This window comes from Pseudothioclava arenosa (genome assembly GCF_002358085.1).
GTDB lineage: Bacteria > Pseudomonadota > Alphaproteobacteria > Rhodobacterales > Rhodobacteraceae > Pseudothioclava > Pseudothioclava arenosa.
Map to the genome: position 1 here is coordinate 218,467 of NZ_NTJD01000002.1, position 23,720 is coordinate 242,186.

General features: G+C 66.9%; 21 protein-coding genes. All 21 read left to right on the forward strand.

What is annotated here, in order from left to right; translation table 11 throughout:
- The first annotated feature begins 146 nt into the window (after positions 1–146).
- The 21 genes from CLN94_RS03370 (at position 147) to ftsZ (ending at position 23,683) form a co-directional block, all read left to right on the forward strand.
- Entirely contained in the window at positions 147–1,211 is a 1,065-nt protein-coding gene (locus CLN94_RS03370; protein WP_096431122.1) for an Mrp/NBP35 family ATP-binding protein, read from the forward strand.
- A 671-nt stretch (positions 1,212–1,882) separates the two neighbouring features.
- Positions 1,883–2,389: a division/cell wall cluster transcriptional repressor MraZ gene (gene mraZ, locus CLN94_RS03375; RefSeq protein WP_096431124.1), complete on the forward strand. Its 507-nt coding sequence runs from the start codon at positions 1,883–1,885 to the stop codon at positions 2,387–2,389.
- On the forward strand, positions 2,386–3,390 hold the full coding sequence (rsmH, locus tag CLN94_RS03380; RefSeq protein ID WP_096431126.1) for a 16S rRNA (cytosine(1402)-N(4))-methyltransferase RsmH: 1,005 nt from the start codon (positions 2,386–2,388) through the stop codon (positions 3,388–3,390). Before mraZ ends, rsmH begins: the two co-directional genes overlap by 4 nt.
- Complete coding sequence (ftsL, locus tag CLN94_RS03385; RefSeq protein WP_096431128.1) at positions 3,387–3,740, forward strand: cell division protein FtsL; 354 nt, start codon at positions 3,387–3,389, stop codon at positions 3,738–3,740. The genes rsmH and ftsL overlap by 4 nt, the downstream gene beginning before the upstream one ends.
- Complete coding sequence (locus CLN94_RS03390; protein ID WP_096431130.1) at positions 3,737–5,518, forward strand: peptidoglycan D,D-transpeptidase FtsI family protein; 1,782 nt, start codon at positions 3,737–3,739, stop codon at positions 5,516–5,518. Before ftsL ends, CLN94_RS03390 begins: the two co-directional genes overlap by 4 nt.
- A gap of 96 nt (positions 5,519–5,614) precedes the next feature.
- Positions 5,615–7,111, forward strand: coding sequence for a UDP-N-acetylmuramoyl-L-alanyl-D-glutamate--2,6-diaminopimelate ligase (locus CLN94_RS03395; protein ID WP_096431132.1), 1,497 nt, complete (start codon positions 5,615–5,617; stop codon positions 7,109–7,111).
- Positions 7,111–8,559 (forward strand): UDP-N-acetylmuramoyl-tripeptide--D-alanyl-D-alanine ligase, encoded by a 1,449-nt coding sequence (locus tag CLN94_RS03400; protein ID WP_096431134.1) that lies wholly within the window; start codon positions 7,111–7,113, stop codon positions 8,557–8,559. Before CLN94_RS03395 ends, CLN94_RS03400 begins: the two co-directional genes overlap by 1 nt.
- Positions 8,559–9,641: a phospho-N-acetylmuramoyl-pentapeptide-transferase gene (gene mraY / locus CLN94_RS03405; RefSeq protein ID WP_096431136.1), complete on the forward strand. Its 1,083-nt coding sequence runs from the start codon at positions 8,559–8,561 to the stop codon at positions 9,639–9,641. The genes CLN94_RS03400 and mraY overlap by 1 nt, the downstream gene beginning before the upstream one ends.
- A gap of 54 nt (positions 9,642–9,695) precedes the next feature.
- Entirely contained in the window at positions 9,696–10,298 is a 603-nt protein-coding gene (locus CLN94_RS03410) for a DedA family protein (RefSeq protein ID WP_179300218.1), read from the forward strand.
- A complete protein-coding gene (gene murD / locus CLN94_RS03415; RefSeq protein WP_096431140.1) occupies positions 10,295–11,692 on the forward strand; it encodes a UDP-N-acetylmuramoyl-L-alanine--D-glutamate ligase in 1,398 nt (465 codons plus the stop codon). The genes CLN94_RS03410 and murD overlap by 4 nt, the downstream gene beginning before the upstream one ends.
- A gap of 183 nt (positions 11,693–11,875) precedes the next feature.
- On the forward strand, positions 11,876–13,042 hold the full coding sequence (locus CLN94_RS03420; RefSeq protein ID WP_096431142.1) for a peptidoglycan glycosyltransferase FtsW: 1,167 nt from the start codon (positions 11,876–11,878) through the stop codon (positions 13,040–13,042).
- 1 nt (position 13,043) lies between these two features.
- On the forward strand, positions 13,044–14,144 hold the full coding sequence (locus CLN94_RS03425) for a UDP-N-acetylglucosamine--N-acetylmuramyl-(pentapeptide) pyrophosphoryl-undecaprenol N-acetylglucosamine transferase (RefSeq protein ID WP_096431144.1): 1,101 nt from the start codon (positions 13,044–13,046) through the stop codon (positions 14,142–14,144).
- Positions 14,141–15,556, forward strand: coding sequence for a UDP-N-acetylmuramate--L-alanine ligase (murC, locus tag CLN94_RS03430; protein WP_096431146.1), 1,416 nt, complete (start codon positions 14,141–14,143; stop codon positions 15,554–15,556). Before CLN94_RS03425 ends, murC begins: the two co-directional genes overlap by 4 nt.
- Before the next feature lies 1 nt (position 15,557).
- Complete coding sequence (locus CLN94_RS03435; protein WP_096431148.1) at positions 15,558–16,748, forward strand: APC family permease; 1,191 nt, start codon at positions 15,558–15,560, stop codon at positions 16,746–16,748.
- Complete coding sequence (locus CLN94_RS03440) at positions 16,745–16,981, forward strand: DUF2484 family protein (protein WP_096431150.1); 237 nt, start codon at positions 16,745–16,747, stop codon at positions 16,979–16,981. The genes CLN94_RS03435 and CLN94_RS03440 overlap by 4 nt, the downstream gene beginning before the upstream one ends.
- Positions 16,982–17,016: 35 nt before the next feature.
- The gene (locus CLN94_RS03445; protein ID WP_096431152.1) at positions 17,017–17,283 is read left to right on the forward strand and encodes a hypothetical protein; all 267 of its coding nucleotides are present in this window, start codon (positions 17,017–17,019) and stop codon (positions 17,281–17,283) included.
- A 48-nt stretch (positions 17,284–17,331) separates the two neighbouring features.
- Positions 17,332–18,264 carry a UDP-N-acetylmuramate dehydrogenase gene (murB, locus tag CLN94_RS03450; protein WP_096431154.1) on the forward strand — a complete coding sequence of 311 codons (933 nt, stop codon included), beginning with the start codon at positions 17,332–17,334 and terminating at the stop codon, positions 18,262–18,264.
- 57 nt (positions 18,265–18,321) lie between these two features.
- On the forward strand, positions 18,322–19,245 hold the full coding sequence (locus CLN94_RS03455) for a D-alanine--D-alanine ligase (RefSeq protein WP_096431156.1): 924 nt from the start codon (positions 18,322–18,324) through the stop codon (positions 19,243–19,245).
- Positions 19,233–20,471: a cell division protein FtsQ/DivIB gene (locus CLN94_RS03460; RefSeq protein ID WP_245845063.1), complete on the forward strand. Its 1,239-nt coding sequence runs from the start codon at positions 19,233–19,235 to the stop codon at positions 20,469–20,471. The genes CLN94_RS03455 and CLN94_RS03460 overlap by 13 nt, the downstream gene beginning before the upstream one ends.
- The gene (gene ftsA, locus CLN94_RS03465; RefSeq protein WP_096431158.1) at positions 20,468–21,802 is read left to right on the forward strand and encodes a cell division protein FtsA; all 1,335 of its coding nucleotides are present in this window, start codon (positions 20,468–20,470) and stop codon (positions 21,800–21,802) included. The genes CLN94_RS03460 and ftsA overlap by 4 nt, the downstream gene beginning before the upstream one ends.
- A 219-nt stretch (positions 21,803–22,021) precedes the next feature.
- Positions 22,022–23,683 carry a cell division protein FtsZ gene (gene ftsZ / locus CLN94_RS03470; RefSeq protein ID WP_096431160.1) on the forward strand — a complete coding sequence of 554 codons (1,662 nt, stop codon included), beginning with the start codon at positions 22,022–22,024 and terminating at the stop codon, positions 23,681–23,683.
- Positions 23,684–23,720: the final 37 nt, after the last annotated feature.

Here is a 23,720-nt window from a genome sequence, read left to right on the forward strand (position 1 = left end):
AAAGGTTGCCCTTGGGGGAGGTCAGTTAATCATCTGAAAAAGAAACATGTTTTATTCGGGGGGCGCGGCCCGTTGCCGCTGCCCCTTGCCCTTGGCGCGAAAAGCGGCATCTTCGGGCGAACGCGATCGAACGGGGGAAATCTCACATGAGTGTTACCAAAGAACAGGTTCTTGAGGCCTTGAAAGCGGTTTCTCTGCCCGGTGGAGACCCGGTCACGCGTGATCTGGTGCGGGCGTTGGCGGCCGAATCTGGCGTGGTGCGATTCATTCTTGAAGGCGCGCCCGAATCCGAGCTGACCGCGATGCGCCCCGCGCTCGAGGCGGCGGTGAGGGCGCTGCCGGGTGTCGAAACGGTGACCGTGATGATCCCCGCCGGTCCGCCCAAGGGCATGGGCTCGGGGCCGCAGATCGGCGGCCACCCGAAGCCGCAGCCCGCCGGTCCGCAGCCGGTGCCGGGCGTGCGCCACATCATCGCTGTGGGCTCGGGCAAGGGCGGCGTCGGCAAATCCACCGTCTCGTCGAACCTTGCCGTTGCGCTCGCGCGCGAGGGAAAGCGCGTGGGTTTGCTGGATGCCGATATCTATGGCCCCTCTCAGCCGCGCATGATGGGCACCTACCAGCGCCCGGCCTCGCCGGACGGGCATACGATCCTGCCGCTGCGCGCGCATGGCGTCACGCTGATGTCGATCGGGCTGATGCTGAAGGAAGACGAGGCGGTGATCTGGCGCGGCCCGATGCTGATGGGCGCGCTGCAGCAGATGCTGGGGCAGGTGCGCTGGGACGAATACGGCCCGCTCGACGTTCTGATCATCGACCTGCCGCCGGGCACGGGCGATATCCAGCTTTCGCTGTGCCAGAAGACGCAGCTTGACGGCGCGATCATCGTCTCGACGCCGCAGGATGTGGCGCTCTTGGACGCGAAGAAGGCGCTCGATATGTTCCGCCGTCTCGGCACGCCGATCATGGGGCTGATCGAGAACATGTCGACCTATGTCTGCCCGAATTGCGGCCATGAAGAGCATCTCTTCGGCCACGGCGGGGTCGAGGCCGAGGCCGCGCGGCTGGGGCTGCCCTATCTGGGCGCGCTGCCGCTGGCGCTGGATGTGCGCGTGGCGGGCGATGCGGGCAATCCCATCGCGACCACCGACTCGCCCGCGGCCGAGCCGTATCGCAAGATCGCTCAGGAACTGATCGCGGTGCGCGTGGTCTGAGGCCGGGCAGGGGGCTTTGCCTCCAGCGGCCAGGGCCGCCTCCCCCAGAGTATTTAGGGCTCGATGAAAGGGCGTTCCGAAAGGGGCGCCCTTTGAACTTGCCGATGTGTCATGGGAAATCACGGGATCGAGCCGAAAAATTGCCCGTATCACGGCGAATCACTGCGCTGTGAGGGCGTGTGTTTCCGGGTGATCGTGGATTTTTCTGACGCTTCTGGTGAGGGCGGCGCATCTTTCTGGGATTTTCTGGGAATGCAGTTTCTCACCTTGCATCATCTATATGTGGCGTTAATTTGTGTCTGTGGCCCAATTTGTATGCATCTTGGCGCTACAATATCTGGTTTTTGCGGCCTATCGGACTCATGATATTCCGTCTGCTGGTGAAAAATCCTGTTGATTACCATGAATTCCCAGAGTATCCCTGAATCATCGGAGGCGAGGCGAAGAGGCAGCAAGACCTCACGGCGAAAAGACCGGGTTTCATACAGGCACCCGCTTCACGAAGACCAAAGATCCGACGCGCGAGCGAGCAGACATCCCCCCAGATGGCGCGTGTAGTCGGGCATACCCAGAAATGGGACGAGGGCGGCGGATCGGGCAGTGGCAGCAGCCCGATCCGCCGTTTTCCATTCCGCCCCCGGGCGGAGCAAACGGGACAGGGAGCGACGCAAGTGGCACGTCGGTTCAGAGGGTCGGAGACGTTTAAGGTGGACGCGAAGGGTCGCGTTTCCATCCCGGCCTCGTTTCGCCGCGTGATCGAGGCGGGCGACCCCGACTGGGCCCCCGGCGAGCGCCCCCAGATCGTCATCGTCTATGGCGGCCCCGAGCGGAATTTCCTGCAGGTTTACACGATGGAAGCGATCTACGAGATCGACGAGCGCATCGACATGATGCAGCACGGATCGCCGGAGCGCGCCGAAATCGAAGAACTGATGTATGGCCAGTCGCACCAGACCGATATCGATGGCGACGGGCGGCTGGTGCTGCCGCAGAAGCTGCGCGAGAAGATCGGGCTGGCGAACGAGGCCTTCTTTGTCTCGGCGGGCACGAGCTTCAAGATCTGGACGCCTGAGGCCTATGCAGCCGATCAGGCCGAGCTGTTTGCTGAACGTTCGGCGGCGCGGCCGAAGAATTACGACCCGCTGGTCAATTTGCCCAACCCCGCGAGGTCAGGATGAGCGACGCTGATCGCCCCCATATTCCGGTATTGCTGCGACCGCTCCTCGGGGCGGTCGCGCCTGTCTCGGGGATCTGGCTTGATGGCACCTTTGGCGCCGGCGGTTACAGCCGTGGATTGCTGGAGGCTGGCGCCGAAAAGGTGATCGGGGTTGACCGCGATCCGGCGGTGTTTGCCATGGCCGAGGCCTGGCGCGGCGCCTATGGCGACCGGCTCGAACTGGTCGAGGGCACGTTCTCCGAACTCGACAGCTATTCCGACGTGTTGCTTGACGGGGTGGTGCTGGATCTGGGCGTGTCGTCGATGCAACTCGATCAGGCCGAGCGCGGCTTTTCCTTCCTGCGCGAGGGGCCGCTCGACATGCGCATGTCGCAAACCGGCCCGAGTGCCGCCGATATCGTCAATGAGGCCGACGAGGCCGAGATCGCCGACATCCTTTATCATTACGGCGAAGAACACGCCTCACGCCGGATCGCGCGGGCGATTGTCGAGGCGCGCAAGCTGAAGCCGTTCGAGACGACGCACGATCTGGTCGCGGTGGTCGAGCGTTGCCTGCCGCGCCCGAAACCGGGCCAGAGTCATCCGGCCACGCGCTCGTTCCAGGCGCTGCGGATCGCGGTGAACGATGAATTTGGCCAGCTGATCGAGGGGCTGGAGGCCGCCGAACGCGCGCTGAAGCCGGGTGGGCTGCTGGCGGTGGTGACCTTCCATTCGCTCGAAGACCGCGTGGTGAAACGCTTCATGCAGGCGCGCTCGGGGCGTGCGGGCGGGGGCTCGCGCTATGCGCCGATCGAGGCGACGACGGCGCCTGCCTTCGATCTGATGACCCGCAAGGCCGTGGGCCCCGATGACGAGGAACTGGCCGACAACCCGCGCGCGCGCTCGGCCAAGCTGCGCGTCGCGCGCCGCACCGACACACCCGCCGGCCACGCCGATCGCACGCAACTTGGGCTGCCGATGCTGGCCCTCGACCCGCAGGACCGCAAACGGAAACGCAGATGAAGATCTTTGTTTATCTCACGATCGGATTGACGGTGATGGGCCTCGCGTTCTGGGCCTATCACGTGAACTACGACACGCAGGACCGTCAGGCCGAGCTGCGCGAGCTGCAGCGCGAGATCGCCAGCCTGCGCGAGGGGCTGGGCGTGCTGCGCGCGGAATGGGCCTATCAGAACCGCCCCGACCGGCTGCGCGAACTGGTCAACCTGAACTTCATGGCGCTGCAACTCCTGCCGATGGCGCCCGAGCAGTTCGGCTCGGCCACGCAGGTCGCCTATCCGCAGCCCGTGCTGGAGCTGAATGCGCCGATCGACGTGGTCGCGACCGGCGTTGAAGAGGAGGGTGCCGAATGATCCGCACGCCGCTGCGCCCGCTGGCCCGCATCCTCCATGCCCGCGCGACGGGTGCGAACCCCGACGAGATCGAGCGCGAAAACATCCGCCTGCGTGGCGAGGCCACCCGTGACAGTGCGCGGGTGCAGGCCGCGACGCGGCTGGTGGTGATGGCGCTGGCCTTCGGGCTCGCGTTTTCCACGGTCGGTGTGCGCATGGCGATGCTGGCCGCGGCAGAACCCGCCGAGCCGAGCCTGAATGGCGCCGAGACGCAGATCCTCGCGCAGCGCGCCGATATCGTCGATCGCAAGGGTCGGGTGCTGGCCACCAACCTCGTGACCCACGCGCTTTACGCGCAGCCGCCGATCATGGTCGATCCGGTCACCACCGCCGAGAAACTCGTGCAGATCTTCCCTGATCTCGACCGCGAGCGGCTGATCCGTGACTTCTCGGGCGGGCGCAAGTTCGTCTGGCTCAAGAAAAAGATCAGCCCCGAGCAGATGCAGGCAGTGCATGACATCGGCGATCCGGGGCTGTTGTTCGGCCCGCGCGAGATGCGCCTTTATCCCAATGGCGCGCTGGCTGCGCATGTTCTGGGCGGCGCGCGGTTTGGGCAAGAAGGTGTCAGCTCGGCCGAGATCGTCGGCGTCGCGGGCATCGAGAAACAGCGCGACCAATGGCTTGCCGATCCCGCCAATCAGGGCGCGCCGCTACAGCTTTCGCTGGATCTGACGCTGCAATCGGCTGTCGAAGAGGTTCTGGCGGGCGGCATGAAGCTGATGAATGCCAAGGGCGCATCGGCGATCTTGCTTGAGGTCGAGACCGGCGAGGTTCTGGCCATGGCCAGCCTGCCCGATTTCGACCCCAACGACCGCCCCGCGCCGCTGACCAAGGGCGACCAGTCCGACAGCCCGCTGTTCAACCGCGCGGTTCAGGGCGTCTATGAACTGGGCTCGACCTTCAAGATTTTTGCCGCGATTCAGGCGATGGAACTGGGTCTTGCCAATCCCGAGACGATGATCGACTCGGCGTCCCCGATGCGCTACGGCAAGCACCGCATTCGCGATTTTCATAATTACGGCAAGCAGTTGTCTTTGACAGACGTGATCGTGAAATCCTCGAACGTGGGGACTGCGCGGATCGTTCAGATGATCGGCCCCGAGCGGCAGAAAGACTTCCTTGAAACGCTTGGCTTCCTTGAGCCGACCGGGCTGGAACTGGTCGAGGCGGGGGCGGGCAAGCCGATCTTGCCGCAGAAATGGTCCGAGATCTCGGCGATGACCATCGGCTACGGCCACGGGCTTTCGGCCTCGCCCATGCATCTGGCCGCGGCTTATGCCACGATCGCGAATGGCGGCAAGCGGGTGATCCCGACGCTGATCCATGGCGGCCCGAAACAGGGCGGCCAGCAGGTCATGAGCCCCGCCGCCGCGCGCCGGGCACTGGCGATGATGCGCGCCGTGGTGACGCGCGGCACGGCAAGCTTTGGCGAAGTGCCGGGCTATCAGGTCGCGGGCAAGACCGGCACCGCCGACAAGGCCAAGCCGACCGGCGGCTATTACGACGACAAGGTGATCGCTACCTTCGCCGCCGCCTTCCCGGTGACCGATCCGAAATATGTGCTGGTGCTGTCGCTGGACGAGCCGGTCGAGACCTCGGGCGGCGAGCCGCGCCGCACCGCCGGCTGGACCGCCGTGCCGGTCGCCGCCGAGGTGATCCGCCGCGTTGCGCCGCTTCTGGGCCTGCGCCCTGAACCCGGTCCGACCGAGCTGGAAGGGATCACGCTGGTTCGCAACTGAGCCGGTCCGGCAGGGCGTTGCCGGGCCACCAGCATTCGCGTTGACGCCAACGGGCGGCCCAAGATAAACGGGCGCAGGTTCAATGGGGGCAGAAAAATGGCTGCGGCGGAGAAAGCCTTGAGCGAGCTGGGCCTGCGGGCGCAGCACGGCGCGGAGGCCCGCGTGACCGGGCTTTCGGTCGACAGTCGACTGACCAAGCCCGGCCATCTGTTCGCGGCGCTGCCCGGCACCCGCGCCCATGGCGCTGAATTCATCCAATATGCACTGCGCATGGGCGCCGCGGCGATCCTGACCGACCGCGAGGGCGCCGAGATCGCGCGGGACGCGCTGGCGGGCTCGCACGCCGCGCTGGTGATCGCCGAAGACCCGCGTCAGGCGCTGGCCTATGCGGCCGCGCTCTGGTTCGGCCGCCAGCCCGAGCATGTCGTGGCCGTGACCGGCACCAATGGCAAGACCAGCGTTGCCACCTTCACCCGCCAGATCTGGCAGCAGCTGGGGTTCGAGGCCGCGAATATTGGCACGACCGGGGTCGAGGGGGCCTTTACCGCGCCCTCGTCGCATACCACGCCCGAGCCGATCACCCTGCACCGGCTGTTGGCTGACATGGCCGCGGCGGGTGTCACCCATGCCGCGATGGAGGCGAGCTCGCATGGGCTCGCGCAGCGTCGGCTCGACGGGGTGCGGCTGCAGGCGGCGGCGTTCACCAATTTCACGCAGGACCACCTCGATTATCACGCGAGCTTTGACGAGTATTTCTCCGCCAAGGCCGGTCTGTTTGCCCGCGTGCTGCCCGAGGAGGGCACGGCGGTGATCAATCTCGACGATGCGAAGGGCCCCGAGATGGCCGCGATTGCGCGGGCGCGCGGCCAGCGCGTGATCGGGCTGGGGCAGGGCGCGGCGGCCGACATGCGGCTTCTCAACCAGCGGTTCGACGCGACCGGGCAGGATCTGCGCTTTGAATGGGGCGGGCAGGTGCATCTGACGCGGCTGCAGCTGATCGGCGGGTTCCAGGCGATGAACGTGCTGACGGCGGCGGCGCTGGCGATTGCCTGTGGCGCCGAGGCGGGCGAGGTCTTTGCCTCCTTGCCGCGTCTGGAAACGGTGCGCGGGCGGATGCAGCTGGCGGCCACGCGCGAGAACGGCGCGGCGGTGTTCGTCGATTACGCCCATACGCCCGACGCGGTCGAGACTGCGCTGCGCGCGATGCGCCCGCATGTGATGGGGCGGCTGGTGGCGATTGTCGGCGCAGGCGGCGACCGAGACACGACGAAACGCCCGCTGATGGGGCGCGCCGCCGCCGAACATGCCGATGTGGTCATCGTGACCGACGACAATCCGCGCACCGAAGACCCCGCCACGATCCGCGCCGCGGTGCTGGAAGGCGCGCGCGCCGTCGATCCGACCAAGGTCACCGAAGTGGGCGACCGCGCCGAGGCGATCCTGCGCGGCGTCGATGCGCTGGGGCCGGGCGACGCGCTGCTGGTGGCGGGCAAGGGCCATGAAAGCGGCCAGATCATCGGCACCGATGTTTACCCCTTCGACGATGCCGAGCAGGCCTCGGTCGCGGTGGCTGCTCTGGACGGGAAGATCTGATGGCTGTGCTCTGGACCTCTGACGATGCCGCCGCTGCCACCGAGGGCCGCGCGACGCGCGCCTTCGCGGTGACGGGGCTGTCGATCGACACCCGCTCGATCCGGCCGGGTGACCTGTTCGTTGCGCTGAAGGCCGCGCGCGACGGTCATGATTTCGTGCGCGACGCGCTCGACAAGGGGGCGGCTGCCGCGCTGGTCAGCCGCATTCCCGAGGGCTGCTCCGAGGCCGATCCGCTCCTCCTGGTCGCGGATGTTCTGGCCGCGCTGGAGGATCTGGGCCGGGCGGGGCGTGCGCGCACCCGCGCCCGCGTGATCGCGGTGACCGGTTCGGTCGGCAAGACCTCGACCAAGGAAATGCTGCGCGCGGTGCTCTCGGCGCAGGGTCAGGTGCATGCCGCCGAGGCGAGCTTCAACAACCACTGGGGCGTGCCGATTACGCTGGCGCGGATGCCGCGCGATTGCGATTTCGCGGTGATCGAAATCGGCATGAACCACCCCGGCGAGATCGCGCCGCTCGCGCGCATGGCGCGCCCGCATGCCGCGATGATTACCACCGTCGCCCCCGCGCATCTTGAGGCCTTCGAGAATATCGAGGGCATCGCGCGCGAAAAAGGCACGATTTTCGAAGGCCTTGAGCCGGGCGGGACGGCAGTTGTGCCGACCGGCCTGCCGGTCACGCCGATCCTGATGGATTTCGCGGCGCTGGCCGGCAAGATCGTCACCTTCGGCCCCGATGAGGGCTCGGATTACCGGCTGGACCGCGCGCGCGTGGTGGGCGATGCGACGGTCGTGCAGGCCCATCACGGCGCGCAGCCGCTGCTGTTCAAGGTGATGACGCCGGGTGCACATTTCGCGCAGAACGCGCTGGGGGTGCTGGCACTGGCCGAGGCCGTGGGCTGCGATCCGGCGGTGGTCGCGCTTGATATGGGGCTTTGGCAACCGCCCGCCGGGCGCGGTGCGCGCGAGCGGGTCTATATGGACATGGTCGACGAGCGGCAGAGCTTCGACATTTTTGATGATGCGTTCAACGCCAATCCCGCCTCGATGGAAGCCGCGCTTGAGGTGCTGGCCGCGAGCCAGCCGCGCGATGGCATCGGTCGGGTCAAGCGCGGGCGCCGCATCGCCATTCTGGGCGACATGCTGGAGCTAGGCCCCGATGAGACCGCGCTTCATGCCGCGATCGCACGCCTGCCGGCGATGACATCGGTGGACCTCGTGCATCTGGCCGGGCCGCGGATGCGCGCGCTCTACGAGGCGCTGCCGCAGGCCAAGCGTGGCGAATGGCATGACAGCGCCAAGGGGCTGGTGGAGCGCGCCTCGCATCTGGCAGATGCGGGGGATGTGGTCTTGATCAAGGGCTCGAAGGGCTCGAAGGTGAGCCTCGTGGTCGAGGCGCTGAAGAAACTGGGACAGGCGGGCGCCGCCGAGGCGCACAAGGGGAAAGAGTAATGTTGTATTGGCTGACCGAGCTCTCGGACGGGGGCGATTTCTTCAACCTGTTTCGCTACATCACCTTCCGGGCGGGGGCGGCGTTCTTCACCGCGCTGATCTTCGGCTTTCTCTTTGGTCGCCCGCTGATCAACGTGTTGCGCCGCAAACAGGGCAAGGGCCAGCCGATCCGCTCCGACGGCCCCGAGGCGCATCTGGCCAAGGCCGGCACACCGACGATGGGGGGCTTGCTGATCCTTTCGGCGATGCTGTTCTCGACCCTGCTCTGGGCGCGGCTTGATAACGGCTATGTCTGGATCGTGCTCTTCGTGACCTATGGCTATGCGGCGATCGGCTTCTGGGACGATTACGCCAAAGTGTCCAAGCAGAACGTCAAGGGCGTGAGCGGACGGGTGCGCATGTCGCTGGGGCTGATCCTCGCGGCGGTGGCGGCGGTGGCGGCCTCGTGGCTGCATCCCGACAGCCTCTCGAACCAGCTCGCGTTGCCGGTGTTCAAGGATACGCTGATCAACCTCTCGTTCCTCTTCGTGCCCTTCGCGATGGTGGTGATCGTGGGCTCGGCCAATGCGGTCAACCTGACCGACGGGCTCGACGGGCTGGCGATCATGCCGGTGATGATCGCGGCAGGCACGCTGGGCGCGATCGCCTATATCGTGGGCCGTGTCGACTTTACCGATTATCTGGGCGTGCATTACGTGCCCGGCACGGGCGAGCTGTTCATCCTGACTGCCGCGCTGATCGGGGGCGGGCTTGGCTTTCTGTGGTATAACGCCCCGCCCGCGGCGGTGTTCATGGGCGATACCGGCAGCCTCGCGCTGGGCGGCGCGCTGGGCGCGATTGCGGTCTGCACCAAGCATGAAATCGTGCTGGCGATCGTCGGCGGGCTCTTCGTCGTCGAGGCGCTCTCGGTGATCATTCAGGTCGCCTATTTCAAGCTCACCGGCAAGCGGGTGTTCCTGATGGCGCCGATCCATCACCATTTCGAAAAGAAGGGCTGGTCCGAGCCGCAGATCGTGATCCGGTTCTGGATCATCTCGCTGATCCTCGCGCTGATCGGGCTTGCTACGCTGAAGATCCGCTAGGGTGGCCTGATGTCCCTCGAGGCGATTGTCGAAAGCGCGGGCCTTCCGGGGGTCGTGCTCGGCACGCTGATCGAGGGCGAGGCGATGGCGTTTCTGGCCGGGGTGCTGGCGCATCGCCATTTCTTTCCGTTCGAGCTTGCGGTGTTGGCCGCCACCCTCGGCGCGATCATCGCCGACAACCTTGTTTTTGTGCTCGGGCGCTTCGGTGGACAGAGCAGACTGGCTCAGAAGGCGCTCGCGCATGGGCCGGTGCAGAGGTTAGCGCGTGCGCTTGAGCGACATGGCGTGCTGGCGATCCTCGGGTTTCGCTTTGTCTACGGGCTCAAGACGACGGGGGCGGTGCTGATCGGCACGACCTCGCGATCCGATGGCCGAGGTTTGCCGTGCTGGATGCGCCGGCCTGTCTGGTGTGGGCGCATCTGTTCGTGGCGCTTGGATTTGCCGCGAGCGGCGCAATTCACCGGCTCTGGGGTGAGCTGGAGCTGCATAAGCATCTGGGCATTGCGTTGGGGATCGTCCTGCTGGTCGGGCTGGGCGCGCATCTGCTCTGGCGTCGGCGGCGGTAGCGCTTCTTTCGCTTTTCCTTTCCGCGCGCTTCAAATATCCCAAAGGGCAGGGGCCGGGCGCGCGCCCCGCGCAGCAAGGGGGCAGGCATGATTCCGGTTCAGGGCTATGAAGGGCAGAAGGTCGCCGTTCTGGGGCTGGGGCGTTCGGGGCTGGCGACGGCGGCGGCGCTGCGGGCGGGCGGTGCAGAGCCCTTGTGCTGGGATGACAGCCCCGAGGGTCGCGCGCGCGCCGAAGAGGCGGGCTTTGCCTGCCATGACCTGACCAAGCCCGGCGCATTCGAGGGCGTGGCCGCGCTGATTACCTCGCCGGGCATTCCGCATCTTTACCCCACGCCCAACAAGGCCATCGCAGCCGCGATGGCGGCGGGTGTACCGGTCGATAATGACATCGGGCTGTTTTTCCGGTCATGGGCGAGCCCCGAGTGGGACGATTTCGACACCATGCCGCGGGTGGTCGCGGTGACCGGCTCGAACGGGAAATCCACGACCACGGCGCTGATCCACCACATCCTGCAATCGGTCGGGCGGCCGACGCAGATGGCGGGCAATATCGGGCGCGGCGTGCTCGATATCGACCCGGCCTGCGATGGCGAGGTGGTGGTGCTGGAGCTTTCCTCCTACCAGACCGAACTCGCGCGCGCGCTGACCCCCGATATCGCGGTCTTCACCAATCTTTCGCCCGACCATCTCGACCGCCACGGCGGCCTGGGCGGCTATTTCGCGGCCAAGCGGCGGCTGTTTTCCGAGGGCGGCCCGGATCGCGCGGTGATCGGCGTCGACGAGCCCGAGGGTGCCTTCCTCGCCAACCAGATCGCCACCGCCCCCGAGGACGACCGGCTGATCCGCGTCTCGGTCAGTCGCAAGCTGGGCGACTGGGGCTGGTCGGTCTTTGCCCGCAAGGGGTTCCTCTCTGAATGGCGCAAGGGGCGTCAGGTCGCCTCGATCGACCTGCGCGACGTCACCGGCCTGCCCGGCGCGCATAATCATCAGAACGCCTGCGCGGCCTATGCGGCCACGCGCGCGCTGGGGCTCGCGCCGCGTCAGATCGAGGCGGCGTTCCAGTCCTTCGCGGGGCTGCCGCACCGCTCGCAGACGATCGCGGAGAAGGGCGGCGTGCGCTATGTGAACGACTCGAAGGCGACCAATGTCGACAGCGCGGCCAAGGCGCTCGACGCGTTTCGCAACATCCGCTGGATCGCGGGCGGTCTAGGCAAGGAAGGCGGTGTCGGTGCGCTGAAAGAGCACCTCGCCCATGTCCGCAAGGCCTATTTCATTGGCCATTCGGCGCGGGATTTCGCGCTGGAACTGGGCGTTGAGCATGAGATCTGCGAGACGATGGAGCGCGCGGTGGAACTGGCCGCGGCCGAGGCCGAGGCGGGCGATACCGTGCTGCTGGCGCCGGCGGCGGCGAGCTTTGACCAATATCCGAATTTCGAGAAGCGCGGCGCGCATTTCATCGAGTTGGTCGAGGCCCTCGCGGGCTGAGGGGGCGCTGCCCCCTCGGGCTTGCGCCCTCACCCCCGGAGTATTTCGGGCTCGATGAAGGAAATGGCGCAAGAGCTTGTGGTTCGTCGCGTCACGCCCTCTAGGCAGCCCAAGGATTTTCCGCTACCCTGCGATCAGACCCGGAAAACGGGCGATTTGAGGCAGTAACGGCGGTATCAGCCAATGACAGAAATGGCTTACGGCACCGTGCCCGTTCGGGCAGGTGAACCTGTTCTTCCGAAGTGGTGGCGCACGATTGATCGCTGGGCGCTGGCGGCGGTGCTTGCGCTGTTTGGCATCGGGCTGTTGCTGGGGCTGGCGGCCTCGGTGCCGCTGGCCGAAAAGAACGGCCTTGAATCCTTTTATTACGTGAAGCGGCAGATGCTTTTCGGGGGTGTTGCGCTGATCGCGATGCTCGGGATCTCGATGCTGTCGCCGCGCGATGTGCGCAGGCTCGGGGTGATCGGATTCGCGGGCGCGTTCCTTGCGATCCTCGCGCTGCCCTTCATCGGCACGGATTTCGGCAAGGGCGCGGTGCGCTGGCTGTCTTTCGGCTTTGCCTCGGTGCAGCCCTCGGAGTTCCTCAAGCCGGGTTTCGTGATCGTCGCGGCCTGGTTCATGGCGGCGGCGCATGAGGTGGCTGGCCCGCCGGGTCGGCTGTATTCGTTTTTCCTGACTGTGATCATCGTGCTCTTGCTCGCGCTGCAACCCGATTTCGGGCAGGCGGCGCTGGTGCTGTTCAGCTGGGGCGTGATGTATTTCGTCGGCGGCGCGCCGATTATTCTGCTGATGGTGATCGGCGGGCTGACCGCGATGGGCGGCGTCTTTGCCTATAACACCTCGGAGCATTTCGCCCGCCGGATCAATGGCTTCCTCTCGCCCGAAATCGACCCGCGCACGCAGATCGGCTATGCGACGAACGCGATCCAGGAGGGGGGCTTTTTCGGTGTGGGCGTGGGCGAAGGCAGCGTGAAATGGTCGCTGCCTGACGCGCATACCGATTTCATCATCGCGGTCGCGGCCGAGGAATACGGGCTGATCCTCGTGTTGCTTATCATCCTGCTCTATGCGGCGGTGGTGGTGCTGTCGCTGCTGCGCCTGACGCAAGAGCGCGACCCGTTCACGCGGCTGGCGGGCACGGGGCTGGCCTGTGCCTTTGGGGTTCAGGCCTTCATCAATATGGGCGTGGCGGTGCGCATCCTGCCGGCCAAAGGCATGACGCTGCCTTTCGTCAGTTATGGCGGTTCGTCGGTGATCGCCTCGGGGATCGCGCTGGGGATGCTCCTGGCGCTGACGCGGACTCGCCCGCAGGGGCAGATCTCGGATCTTCTGGCACGGCGAGGGCGTTGAGATGACCCACCAATCCCCCCTTCTCCTGATCGCCGCCGGAGGCACCGGCGGCCATATGTTTCCGGCGCAGGCACTGGCCGAGGCGATGGTGGCGCGCGGCTGGCGCGTCAAGCTCTCGACCGATGCGCGCGGCGCGCGCTATGCGGGCGCCTTCCCGCAAGAGGTGAAGATCGAGCAGGTTCCTTCGGCGACCTTCGCGCGCGGCGGCCCTCTGGCCAAGCTCCTGGTGCCGTTCCGCATCGCGGGCGGTGTTGCCAGCGCGCTGCTGCGCAACGCGATGGATCGCCCGCAGGTGGTCGTGGGGTTTGGCGGCTATCCGACGATCCCGGCGATGGCTTCGGCCTGGGCCTTGCGCATTCCGCGCGCGATCCATGAACAGAACGGCGTGATGGGGCGGGTGAACCGCGTGTTCGCGCGCCGCGTCGACCGTCTGGCCTGCGGCACCTGGCCGACCGATGTGCCCGAGGGCGTCGAGGCCTATCATGTCGGCAACCCGGTGCGGGGCGCCGTGCTGGACCGCGCCGCCGCCCCCTATATTCCGCCCGGCGATTACCCAATGTCGGTGCTGGTGATCGGCGGCTCGCAGGGCGCGCGAATTCTGTCCGACATGGTGCCCGCCGCGATTGCCGAACTGCCGGGTGCGACGCTTGCCAACCTGCGTGTCGCCCATCAGGCGCGCGGCGAGGACATGGAGCGCGTGACCGAGGCCTATGCCCGCATCGGGATTGCCGCCGATGTGCAGCCCTTCTTTACCGATGTGCCGCGCCGGCTGTCGGAATGCCAGCTGGTGATCTCGCGCTCGGGCGCCTCGTCGGTGGCCGATATTTCCGTGATCGGGCGGCCCTCGATCCTTATCCCCTATGCCGCCGCCGCGGGAGACCACCAGACCGCCAACGCGCGCGGGCTCTCCGAGGCCGGTGCCGCAACCGTGATCCCCGAAAGCCGGCTCAATGCGCAGATCCTCGCCCGTGAGATCCTCCGGGTGCTGGACAATCCCGCCGGGGCGTCGCAAATGGCTCGGGCCGCGCTGGCGACGGGGCTTCCCGATGCCACCGAGCGGCTGGTCGCCCTTGTCGAAGATCTTGCAGGACAGAACGCATGAACGCCACGAAACTTCCCGGTGAACTCGGACCCATCCATTTCGTCGGTATCGGCGGTATCGGCATGTCGGGGATCGCGGAAGTGCTGATGACGCAGGGCTTTGCGGTGCAGGGCTCGGATGCGAAGGCCTCGAAAATCACCGACCGTCTGCAATCGCTGGGCGCGACCTTCTTTGAGGGGCAGCGCGCCGAGAATATCGGAGATGCCGCCGTCGTCGTGATTTCCTCGGCGATCAAAAAGGGCAATCCCGAGCTGGAAGAGGCGCGCAAGCGGGGCCTGCCCGTCGTGCGCCGCGCCGAGATGCTGGCCGAGCTGATGCGGTTGCGCTCGAACATCGCGATCGCCGGGACGCACGGCAAGACCACCACCACCACGATGGTGGCGACGCTTCTGGATAAGGGCCATTTCGACCCGACCGTGATCAACGGCGGTATCATCCACGCCTATGGCTCGAACGCGCGGGCTGGCGCGGGCGAATGGATGGTGGTCGAGGCCGATGAATCGGACGGCTCGTTCAACCGCCTGCCCGCCACCATCGCCATCGTCACCAATATCGACCCCGAGCACATGGAGCATTGGGGCGATTTCGACAAGCTGCGCGAAGGTTTCTACAATTTCGTCTCGAATATCCCGTTCTACGGGCTGGCGGTGTGCTGCACCGACCACCCCGAGGTGCAGTCGCTTGTCGCCCGGATCACCGACCGCCGCGTGGTGACCTTCGGCTTCAACGCGCAGGCGGACGTGCGCGCGATCAACCTGCGCTACGAGGCGGGGATCGCCCATTTCGACGTTGCCCTGCAAGGCGAGGCCGAGCCCTCGGTGATCGAGGGCTGCACGCTTCCGATGCCCGGAGACCATAACGTTTCCAACGCCTTGGCTGCGATTGCGGTGGCGCGTCATCTCGGCATGAAGCGCGAGGAAATCCGCGAGGCGCTGGCCGCTTTCGGCGGCGTCAACCGCCGCTTTACCAAGGTTGGCGAGGTTCTGGGCGGGGTCACCATCATCGACGATTACGGCCATCACCCGGTTGAGATCGCGGCTGTTCTGCGCGCCGCGCGTCAGGCCGTGGCCGGCACCCCCGGCGCGCGCGTGATCGCGGTGCACCAGCCGCATCGCTATTCGCGCCTGCAGTCGCTGTTCGAAGATTTCTGCACCTGTTTCAACGAGGCCGATGTCGTCGCCATCGCCGAGGTCTATGCCGCGGGCGAAGAGCCGATTCCGGGCGCGACCCGCGACGATCTGGTCGCCGGGCTGATCGCCCATGGCCATCGTCAGGCGCGCGCTTTGCTGACCGAGGAAGACTTGGGCCGCCTCGTGCGCGAACAGGCACGCCCGGGCGATATGGTGGTCTGCCTCGGCGCGGGGACGATCTCGGTCTGGGCGAACGGGTTGCCAGCGAAGCTGGGGAACTGAGATGGCGGGGGGCGGGCTCCAGAGACGCCTCGGCCCCGCGCTGCTGACCGCCTACGGGGTCGGCGTCATGGTCGGTGCGGGCATCTATGTGCTGGTCGGCGCGATGGTGGCGGATGCGGGCGTCTGGGCGCCGCTGGCCTTTGTCGCGGCCGGATTGATCGCCGCGCCCACGGCCCTGTCCTATGCCGAGCTGTCCGTGCGCCTGCCCGAAGCGGCGGGCGAGGTCGCCTATGTCGAAGAGGGGCTGGGGCTGCACCGTCTGGCGGTGGTGGTCGGGCTTGCGATCGTTCTGGCGGGGGTGATTTCGGCGGCGGCGGTGCTGCGCGGAGGCGCGGGCTATCTGGGCGCGCTGGTCCCGATCGAGCAACGCTGGCTGATCCTCGGGCTGGGCGTGGCGTTGGTGGTGATTGCCTGCGTGGGGGTGCTGGAATCCATCAGCTTTGCCGCGATCCTGACGCTGATCGAGGTGGTCGGGCTTGTTCTGGTGATCTGGGCGGGGTTTTCCGCGCCGCCGGTGCCGGATTATACCGCGCCGCTCGCAGTGCCCTGGGTGGGCATTGCCTCGGCGGCGGCGCTGGCGTTCTTCGCCTTCATCGGTTTTGAGGATATCGTCAACATGGCCGAGGAGGTGCGCGACCCGACCCGGACCATGCCGCGCGCGATCCTGGCCGCGCTGGCGATCACGACGCTTTTGTACCTGACCGTCTCGACCGCCGCCGTGCGCGCCGTGCCGCAAGCGGCTTTGGCGGGCTCCGAGCGGCCCTTGGCGCTTGTGTGGGAGACCTCGGGGCTCTCGCCTCTGGTCCTGCCCGCGATCGCGGTGGCGGCGGCGCTGAACGGGGTGCTGGCGCAGGTGGTGATGGCCGCGCGGGTGCTGTTTGGCCTGGGCGGACGGGCTCCGGCGTTGGCGCTGTTTCACAACGCCCATCCGCGCCTTGGCACGCCGATCCTGGCCACGCTTCTGGCCGGGGGCGCGATGCTCGTCGCGGCGCTGGCGCTGCCGGTTTCGGCGCTGGCCGAGGCCACCTCGATGGTTCTGCTCAGCGTCTTCGTGCTGGTCAATGTTTCGCTGATTTTCCTCAAGCGCCGCGTGCCCGAGGCACCGTTCCGCGTGCCGATGATCGTGCCGCTGTTCGCCGCGCTCGCTTCGGCGGTGGCGCTTGGATTTGCCGTTTGGGGGATGCTCGGATGACGCCGTCGCTGATCGCTGCCTGCCTCTGGGCGCTGATTGCCACGCTGATCGCGCTGGGGCCGCGGCGTTTCCATTGGCGCGCGGCCTGGGGCCTGATAGGGCTGGGCGTGCCGCTCCTTGGCTGGGTCACCTATGAAAACGGCGTGCTCGTCGGGCTATTGGTGATGGCCGGGGGCATGAGCGTCTTGCGCTGGCCGCTGATCTATCTGTGGCGCAGGCTGCGTGGGGCGTAAGCCGGAGCACAATTGGAAGAACAAGGTGGGATACCATGAAGGTTGAATATATCCAGGCGCTGATCCTGGCCGGGCCGACGCTGCTTCTGGCGATCTGGGGCGGACGTGAGCTGTGGCGCGCGGGTCATCGGCGCATGGTGCAATGGGTGACGCTGGGCTGCACGGCGGCAACGCTGGCGATGGTCGCGCCGCTGATGATGACGCGCCATTTGGCCGCGATGCTGGTCGCGGGGGCAGGGGTGCTGCTGGTCGCGCCGGTCGCCTTGGGGCTGATGATCGCGATGGCAATGGGCCGCCGCTAAACCGCGATCGGGCTTGCCTCGCAGGGCCCGCGCCGCTACGAGAACGCCATGACCGAGTGCCCTTCTTCCTATGTTCCGCGTGGCGTGCTGACGCCCGATCGTTCGCTCGCCGAACTGACCTGGCTGCGCGTGGGCGGGCCGGCGGACTGGCTGTTTCAGCCTGCCGATACCGAGGATCTCTGTGCCTTTCTGGCGGGGCTTCCGCCCGAGGTCGCGGTGTTTCCGATGGGTGTCGGCTCGAACCTGATCGTGCGCGATGGCGGTATCCGCGCGGTGGTGATCCGGCTCGGACGGGGCTTTAACGGCATCGAGGTGCAGGGCGAACGCGTGATCGCGGGGGCCGCCGCGCTCGATGCTCATGTCGCGCGCCGCGCCGCTGCCGAGGGCCGAGACCTGACCTTCTTGCGCACCATTCCCGGCGCCATCGGTGGCGCGATCCGGATGAACGCGGGTTGCTATGGCTCTTATGTCGCCGATCACCTGATCGAGGCGCATGCGATCACCCGAGCGGGTGAGAAGGTGGTGATCCCGGCGGCCGATCTGCATCTGGCCTATCGGTCCTCGACCCTGCCCGAAGGCTGGGTGCTGACCGGCGGCGTCTTTGCCGCCAAGGCCGGCGATCCGGCGCAGCTTGAGGCGCGGATGGAGGATCAGCTTGCCAAGCGCGATGCCTCGCAGCCCACCAAGGAACGCTCGGCCGGCTCGACCTTCCGCAACCCGGCGGGCTATTCATCGACCGGGCGGGCGGATGATGTGCATGACCTCAAGGCCTGGAAGGTCATCGACGAGGCCGGGATGCGCGGTGCCCGCGTGGGCGGTGCGCAAATGTCTGAAATGCATTCCAATTTCATGATCAACGCGGGCGGGGCCACGGCCGAAGATCTGGAAACCCTGGGCGAGGAAGTCCGCAAAAAGGTTTTGCAGACGCAGGGAATTTCGCTAGAGTGGGAAATCATGCGGGTCGGCGACCACAAGCGGTGATCGCGGCGCGTATCAAGCAACAAGATTGACGGGGATAACCCCGCAAGAGGCGATAAAGTGGCGGGTATGTCGAGCAGGGCAACCCACCGTGTGGCGGTACTTTTGGGCGGACCTTCGGCTGAGCGCGAAGTGTCTTTGTCCTCTGGGCGCGAATGCGCCAAGGCGCTGCGGGTGGCAGGGTATCAGGTGATCGAGGTCGATGCGGGCCCCGACCTTGCCAATGTGCTTGCCGATCTTAAGCCTGATTGTGTTTTCAATGCCTTGCATGGCCGCTGGGGCGAGGATGGCTGCGTCCAGGGGCTTCTGGAGTGGCTGCGCATTCCCTATACCCATTCGGGCGTTCTGGCCTCGGCGCTGGCGATGGACAAGGCGCGCGCCAAAGAGGCCTACCGCGTCGCCGGTCTGCCCATCGTCGAGAGCGTGATCGTCCCGAAAGCCGAGGCGATGGCGCGTCATGTGATGCCCGCGCCCTATGTCGTGAAGCCGAATAACGAAGGGTCTTCCGTCGGCGTCTATCTGGTGATGGAGGGCGCCAACAGCCCGCCGCGCCTCTCTGACGAGATGCCCGAGATGGTGATGGTGGAAGCCTATGTGCCCGGCCGCGAGATGACCGTCGCCGTGATGGGCGATCGCGCGCTTTGCGTGACCGAGATCATCACGACGGGCTGGTATGATTACGACGCGAAATACAAAGAGGGCGGCTCGCGCCACGTGCTGCCCGCCGAGCTGCCGCCCGCAGTCACCGAGGCTTGCCTTGACTACGCGCTGCGCGCCCATGAGGCGCTTGGCTGCCGGGGCATGAGCCGCACCGATTTCCGCTGGAACGAGGCGCGCGGGCTTGAGGGGCTCGTGCTGCTGGAAACCAACACCCAGCCCGGCATGACGCCGACCTCGCTTGCGCCCGAACAGGCCGCGCATGTCGGGATTTCCTTCCCGGAACTGGTCGCCTGGATGGTGGAGGACGCCTCATGCAACAGGTGAACCCGCCCTATGTGCCGCCGGGCCGTGACCCGGTTCGTGACGCCGCCGAGCCACGCCTTGAGGGGCAGAAGCTGCGCTTTGCCCATGGTCACCCGGCGCATCCGCAGACCAAGAACCGCCCCCTGGCCGAACCGGTGATCCACCGCTCGACCGATCATCCGCAGGGTCATCGCCCGCAGCCCTTCGCGCCGCTCGCCCCGCATGCGGGAGCCGAGGCCGGGGCCGAGGCGCATCCGCACCTGCATCTGCACGACCAGCTCGAGGCACAGGCCCATCCGCGCCCGCAGCCCGAACCTGCCGCACCGCGCCTGTCTGCGCGCCGGCAGATGCCGCTGCATGCCGACCCGGCGCCCCGTCATGTGGCGGTGCCGCGCCGTGACCCGGCACCTTCGCGCCTTGCCTACAAGCTCAACCGCCTCTGGCTGCGTCCGGCCGTGCGCGTCACCACCCGCATCGGCGTGCCGGTGTTCCTGGTGGTGCTCGGGCTTGGCGCCTGGCTCGGTGACGCCGATCGCCGCGCCGCCATCGTCGGCAAATACGACCAGATCCGCGAGCGGATCGAGCATCAGCCTGCCTTCATGGTTTCGCTGCTCAAGATCGAGGGCGCGAGCCCCGAGGTCGATGCCGCGATCCGCGCGCTGGCGCCCGTCGACCTGCCGGCCTCGTCCTTTGACATCGACCTTGCCGCCTATCGCCATCAGATCACCCGCCTCGACGCGGTGGCCGATGCACGCCTGGTGATCCGTTCGGGCGGCACGCTGGAAATCGCCGTGACCGAACGCGAGCCGGTGATCTTGTGGCGCACGCACGCCGGGATCGAGATGCTGGACGCAACCGGGCATCGTGTCGCCTCGGTGGTGTCGCGCGATGTGCGCGCGGATCTGCCGCTGATCGCGGGCGAGGGCGCGGATCGCGCCGTCCCCGAGGCGCTGTCGCTGCTCAAGGCGGCGGGGCCCTTGCTGCCGCGCATCCGCGGGCTGCAGCGCATGGGCGAGCGGCGCTGGGATATCGTGCTCGATCGCGAGCAGCGCCTGATGCTGCCCGAAACCGATGCCGTGCGCGCGCTTGACCGCGTGCTCGCGCTGGACGCCGCCGAAGACCTCTTGGCGCGCGACTTCACCCATCTTGACCTGCGCAACACAGACCGACCGACGATCCGGCTTTCCGAACATGCGCTTGCGCAGTTCCGCCTGATCTCTTCGGCAGCCAGTGAGACCAAGCCATGAGCGACCTTTACGAGACCCAGCGAGCGATGCGGAACATGCGCAAGGCGGCGATGCAGCGGGGCGTGATCGCGCTGCTCGATGTCGGCAGCTCCAAGATTGCCTGCCTCGTGCTGCGCTTTGACGCGCCGCAGGATATCGGCGAACCCGAAAGCGGCGGCCCGCTGGCCGGGCAGGCGGCGGTGCGGGTGATCGGTGCCGCGACGACCCGCTCGCGCGGGGTACGTTTCGGCGAAATCGACGCCATGGCCGAGACCGAGCGCGCCATTCGCACCGCGGTGCAGGCCGCACAAAAGATGGCGCAGACCCGCGTCGACCACGTGATCGCCTGTTTCTCGGGGGCGCAGCCGCGCTCTTACGGGCTGGCGGGCGAGGTCGAGATCGGTGGCGAGCAGGTCACCGAACTGGACGTCGGCCGGGTGCTGGCCGCCTGCGACATGCCCGACATCGGGCAGGGCCGCGAGGTGCTCCACGCGCAGCCGGTGAATTTCGCGCTCGATCACCGCACCGGCCTGTCGGACCCGCGCGGCCATAGCGGGCGGCGGCTGGCGACCGACATGCATATGCTGACCGTCGATGCGGCGGCGATCCACAACCTCGCCTATTGCATCCGGCGCTGCGATCTTGAACTCGCGGGCATCGCCTCGGCGGCCTATGTCTCGGGGATTTCCAGCCTTGTCGAGGATGAGCAGGAGCTGGGCTCGGCCTGTATCGACATGGGCGGCGGTGCGACGGGCGTGTCGATCTTCATGAAGAAACACATGATTTTCGCCGATGCGGTGCGGCTCGGGGGCGACCATGTTACCCGCGACATCGCGGCGGGGCTGCAGGTGCCGATGGCCGTGGCCGAGCGGATCAAGACCTTCCACGGCGGCGTGCACGCCACCGGCATGGACGACCGCGAGATGATCGAGCTTTCGGGCAACTCGGGCGATTGGGAAAAGGACCGTCGCCAGGTCAGCCGCACCGAGCTGATCGGCATCATGCGCCCGCGCGTCGAAGAGATCCTCGAAGACGTGCGCGCGCTGCTGGACGCGGCCGGGTTCGAACATCTGCCGAGCCAGCAGATCGTGCTGACCGGTGGCGCGAGCCAGATCCCCGGCCTCGACGGGCTGGCGGCGCGGGTGCTGGGCCAGAACGTGCGCCTTGGTCGGCCGCTGCGGGTGCAAGGCCTGCCGCAGGCCGCGACCGGTGCGGGCTTTGCCAGCGTCGTCGGTCTCGCGCTGTTTGCCGCGCAGCCGCAAGACGAATGGTGGGATTTCGAGGTGCCGCAGGACCGGCTTGGGGGGCGTTCGTTCAAGCGCGCGATCCGCTGGTTCCGGGATAACTGGTAAGAGGTTCGGTGCTAGCTCTGCCGGGTCAAAGCGCACATCGCGCTAACTCTGGTGGTCTGCGCGAAATACCGCTTACAGGAACAGATTGTAGCGCCATATTTTGTGGGGCTTTCGCGTTTTTTGAGTGACGCGAAAGATGAATCTGCTAAAATCGGTCTAATTTATCGGGGATTTCGGCCGGGGACGGGCCGATTACACAACAAACGACAGGCGGACCCTATGACTTTGAATCTGATGATGTCGGAGCAGCACGACCTCAAGCCGCGGATTACCGTGTTTGGCGTGGGCGGTGCGGGCGGCAATGCCGTAAACAACATGATCGAGAAGGCGCTGGAAGGCGTCGAATTCGTGGTGGCCAATACTGACGCGCAGGCGCTGCAACAGTCGAAATCGCAGGCGCGCGTTCAAATGGGCGTGCAGGTGACCGAAGGGCTCGGCGCGGGTGCGCGTCCGGCCGTTGGCGCCGCTGCCGCCGAAGAGTCGATTGAGCAGATCGTCGATCACCTCGCGGGCGCGCATATGTGCTTCATCACCGCCGGCATGGGCGGCGGCACCGGCACCGGCGCTGCGCCGATCATCGCGCAGGCCGCGCGTGAGCTGGGCGTGCTGACTGTCGGCGTCGTGACCAAGCCGTTCCAGTTCGAAGGCTCCAAGCGGATGCGTCAGGCCGAAGAGGGCATCGAGGCGCTGCAAAAGGTCGTCGACACGCTGATCATCATCCCGAACCAGAACCTGTTCCGTCTTGCCAACGAAAAGACCACCTTCACCGAAGCCTTCGCGATGGCCGATGACGTGCTCTATCAGGGCGTGAAGGGCGTGACCGACCTGATGGTCCGTCCGGGCCTGATCAACCTCGACTTCGCCGACGTCCGCGCGGTGATGGACGAGATGGGCAAGGCGATGATGGGCACGGGCGAGGCCTCGGGCGACGAGCGCGCCGTGCAGGCTGCCGAGAAGGCGATCGCCAACCCGCTTCTGGACGAGATCAGCCTGAAAGGCGCCAAGGGCGTGCTGATCAACATCACCGGCGGCTACGATCTGACCCTGTTCGAGCTGGACGAAGCCGCGAACCGGATCCGCGAAGAGGTCGACCCGGATGCGAATATCATCGTCGGCTCGACCCTCGACCCCGAGATGGAAAACATGATGCGCGTTTCGGTCGTGGCGACCGGCATCGACGCCTCGCTCTCGGTGGGCGAGATCCCGGTGCCGCGCCGCTCGCTGGCCGAGCCGCTGAAACCCGCCGCCGAGGCCGCGCCCGCGCCGCAACCGGCACCGCAGCCGATGGCGCAACCCGCCGCTGCCCAGGCCGCGCCGGTGCCGCAGCAGGCCGCGCTGTTCGATACCCCGGTCGCCGAGGCCCCCGCGCCGCAACCGGCTCCGCAGCCTGCGCCGCAACCCGCCCCGCAGGCGGTTGCCCCGCAGCCCGCGCCGCGCCCGGCGGCCTATCAGCCGCAGGCGGAAGACCTGCCGCCGCCGGCCTATCAGCCGCGCCACGAGCCGGCCGACCTGCATGTCGATGACGACCCCTCGGCCTATGTGGCGCCGCGTCCGCGTGCCCCGGGGACGCCCTCGCCTGAAGCGCTGGCGCGCCTGCAGGCCGCGGTGAACAAGGTTCCGTCGCCCGCCGCGCAACGCCCGATGGCGCCGCAGCGCCCGGCCGCGCCCGCACCGCAACCCGCCGCCCCGCAGGGTGAGCGTCCGCGCTTCGGCATCAACTCGCTGATCAACCGGATGACCGGCCATGGCACCGAGCAGGCGCCCGCCGCCGCGCCGCGCCAGCAGCCGCCGGTGTCGCAGCATGGCGTTTACGATGACGAGGCCGAGGCCACCGATGACCGCATCGAAATCCCGGCTTTCCTGCGTCGCCAGGCAAATTAAGCCATCACGAAATTAACCAGAGAGGCCGGCGCAAGCC

What these genes read in the sequence shown, in the direction of transcription:
- murC (WP_096431146.1), top strand. Translation starts at nt 14,141, where the DNA reads ATGAACGCCACGAAACTTCCCGGTGAACTCGGACCCATCCATTTCGTC.
- murB (WP_096431154.1), top strand. Translation starts at nt 17,332, where the DNA reads ATGACCGAGTGCCCTTCTTCCTATGTTCCGCGTGGCGTGCTGACGCCC.
- CLN94_RS03440 (WP_096431150.1), top strand. Translation starts at nt 16,745, where the DNA reads ATGACGCCGTCGCTGATCGCTGCCTGCCTCTGGGCGCTGATTGCCACG.
- CLN94_RS03460 (WP_245845063.1), top strand. Translation starts at nt 19,233, where the DNA reads ATGCAACAGGTGAACCCGCCCTATGTGCCGCCGGGCCGTGACCCGGTT.
- murD (WP_096431140.1), top strand. Translation starts at nt 10,295, where the DNA reads ATGATTCCGGTTCAGGGCTATGAAGGGCAGAAGGTCGCCGTTCTGGGG.
- rsmH (WP_096431126.1), top strand. Translation starts at nt 2,386, where the DNA reads ATGAGCGACGCTGATCGCCCCCATATTCCGGTATTGCTGCGACCGCTC.
- CLN94_RS03445 (WP_096431152.1), top strand. Translation starts at nt 17,017, where the DNA reads ATGAAGGTTGAATATATCCAGGCGCTGATCCTGGCCGGGCCGACGCTG.
- ftsL (WP_096431128.1), top strand. Translation starts at nt 3,387, where the DNA reads ATGAAGATCTTTGTTTATCTCACGATCGGATTGACGGTGATGGGCCTC.
- CLN94_RS03390 (WP_096431130.1), top strand. Translation starts at nt 3,737, where the DNA reads ATGATCCGCACGCCGCTGCGCCCGCTGGCCCGCATCCTCCATGCCCGC.
- ftsA (WP_096431158.1), top strand. Translation starts at nt 20,468, where the DNA reads ATGAGCGACCTTTACGAGACCCAGCGAGCGATGCGGAACATGCGCAAG.
- CLN94_RS03370 (WP_096431122.1), top strand. Translation starts at nt 147, where the DNA reads ATGAGTGTTACCAAAGAACAGGTTCTTGAGGCCTTGAAAGCGGTTTCT.
- CLN94_RS03395 (WP_096431132.1), top strand. Translation starts at nt 5,615, where the DNA reads ATGGCTGCGGCGGAGAAAGCCTTGAGCGAGCTGGGCCTGCGGGCGCAG.
- mraY (WP_096431136.1), top strand. Translation starts at nt 8,559, where the DNA reads ATGTTGTATTGGCTGACCGAGCTCTCGGACGGGGGCGATTTCTTCAAC.
- CLN94_RS03425 (WP_096431144.1), top strand. Translation starts at nt 13,044, where the DNA reads ATGACCCACCAATCCCCCCTTCTCCTGATCGCCGCCGGAGGCACCGGC.
- CLN94_RS03400 (WP_096431134.1), top strand. Translation starts at nt 7,111, where the DNA reads ATGGCTGTGCTCTGGACCTCTGACGATGCCGCCGCTGCCACCGAGGGC.
- CLN94_RS03420 (WP_096431142.1), top strand. Translation starts at nt 11,876, where the DNA reads ATGACAGAAATGGCTTACGGCACCGTGCCCGTTCGGGCAGGTGAACCT.
- CLN94_RS03435 (WP_096431148.1), top strand. Translation starts at nt 15,558, where the DNA reads ATGGCGGGGGGCGGGCTCCAGAGACGCCTCGGCCCCGCGCTGCTGACC.
- ftsZ (WP_096431160.1), top strand. Translation starts at nt 22,022, where the DNA reads ATGACTTTGAATCTGATGATGTCGGAGCAGCACGACCTCAAGCCGCGG.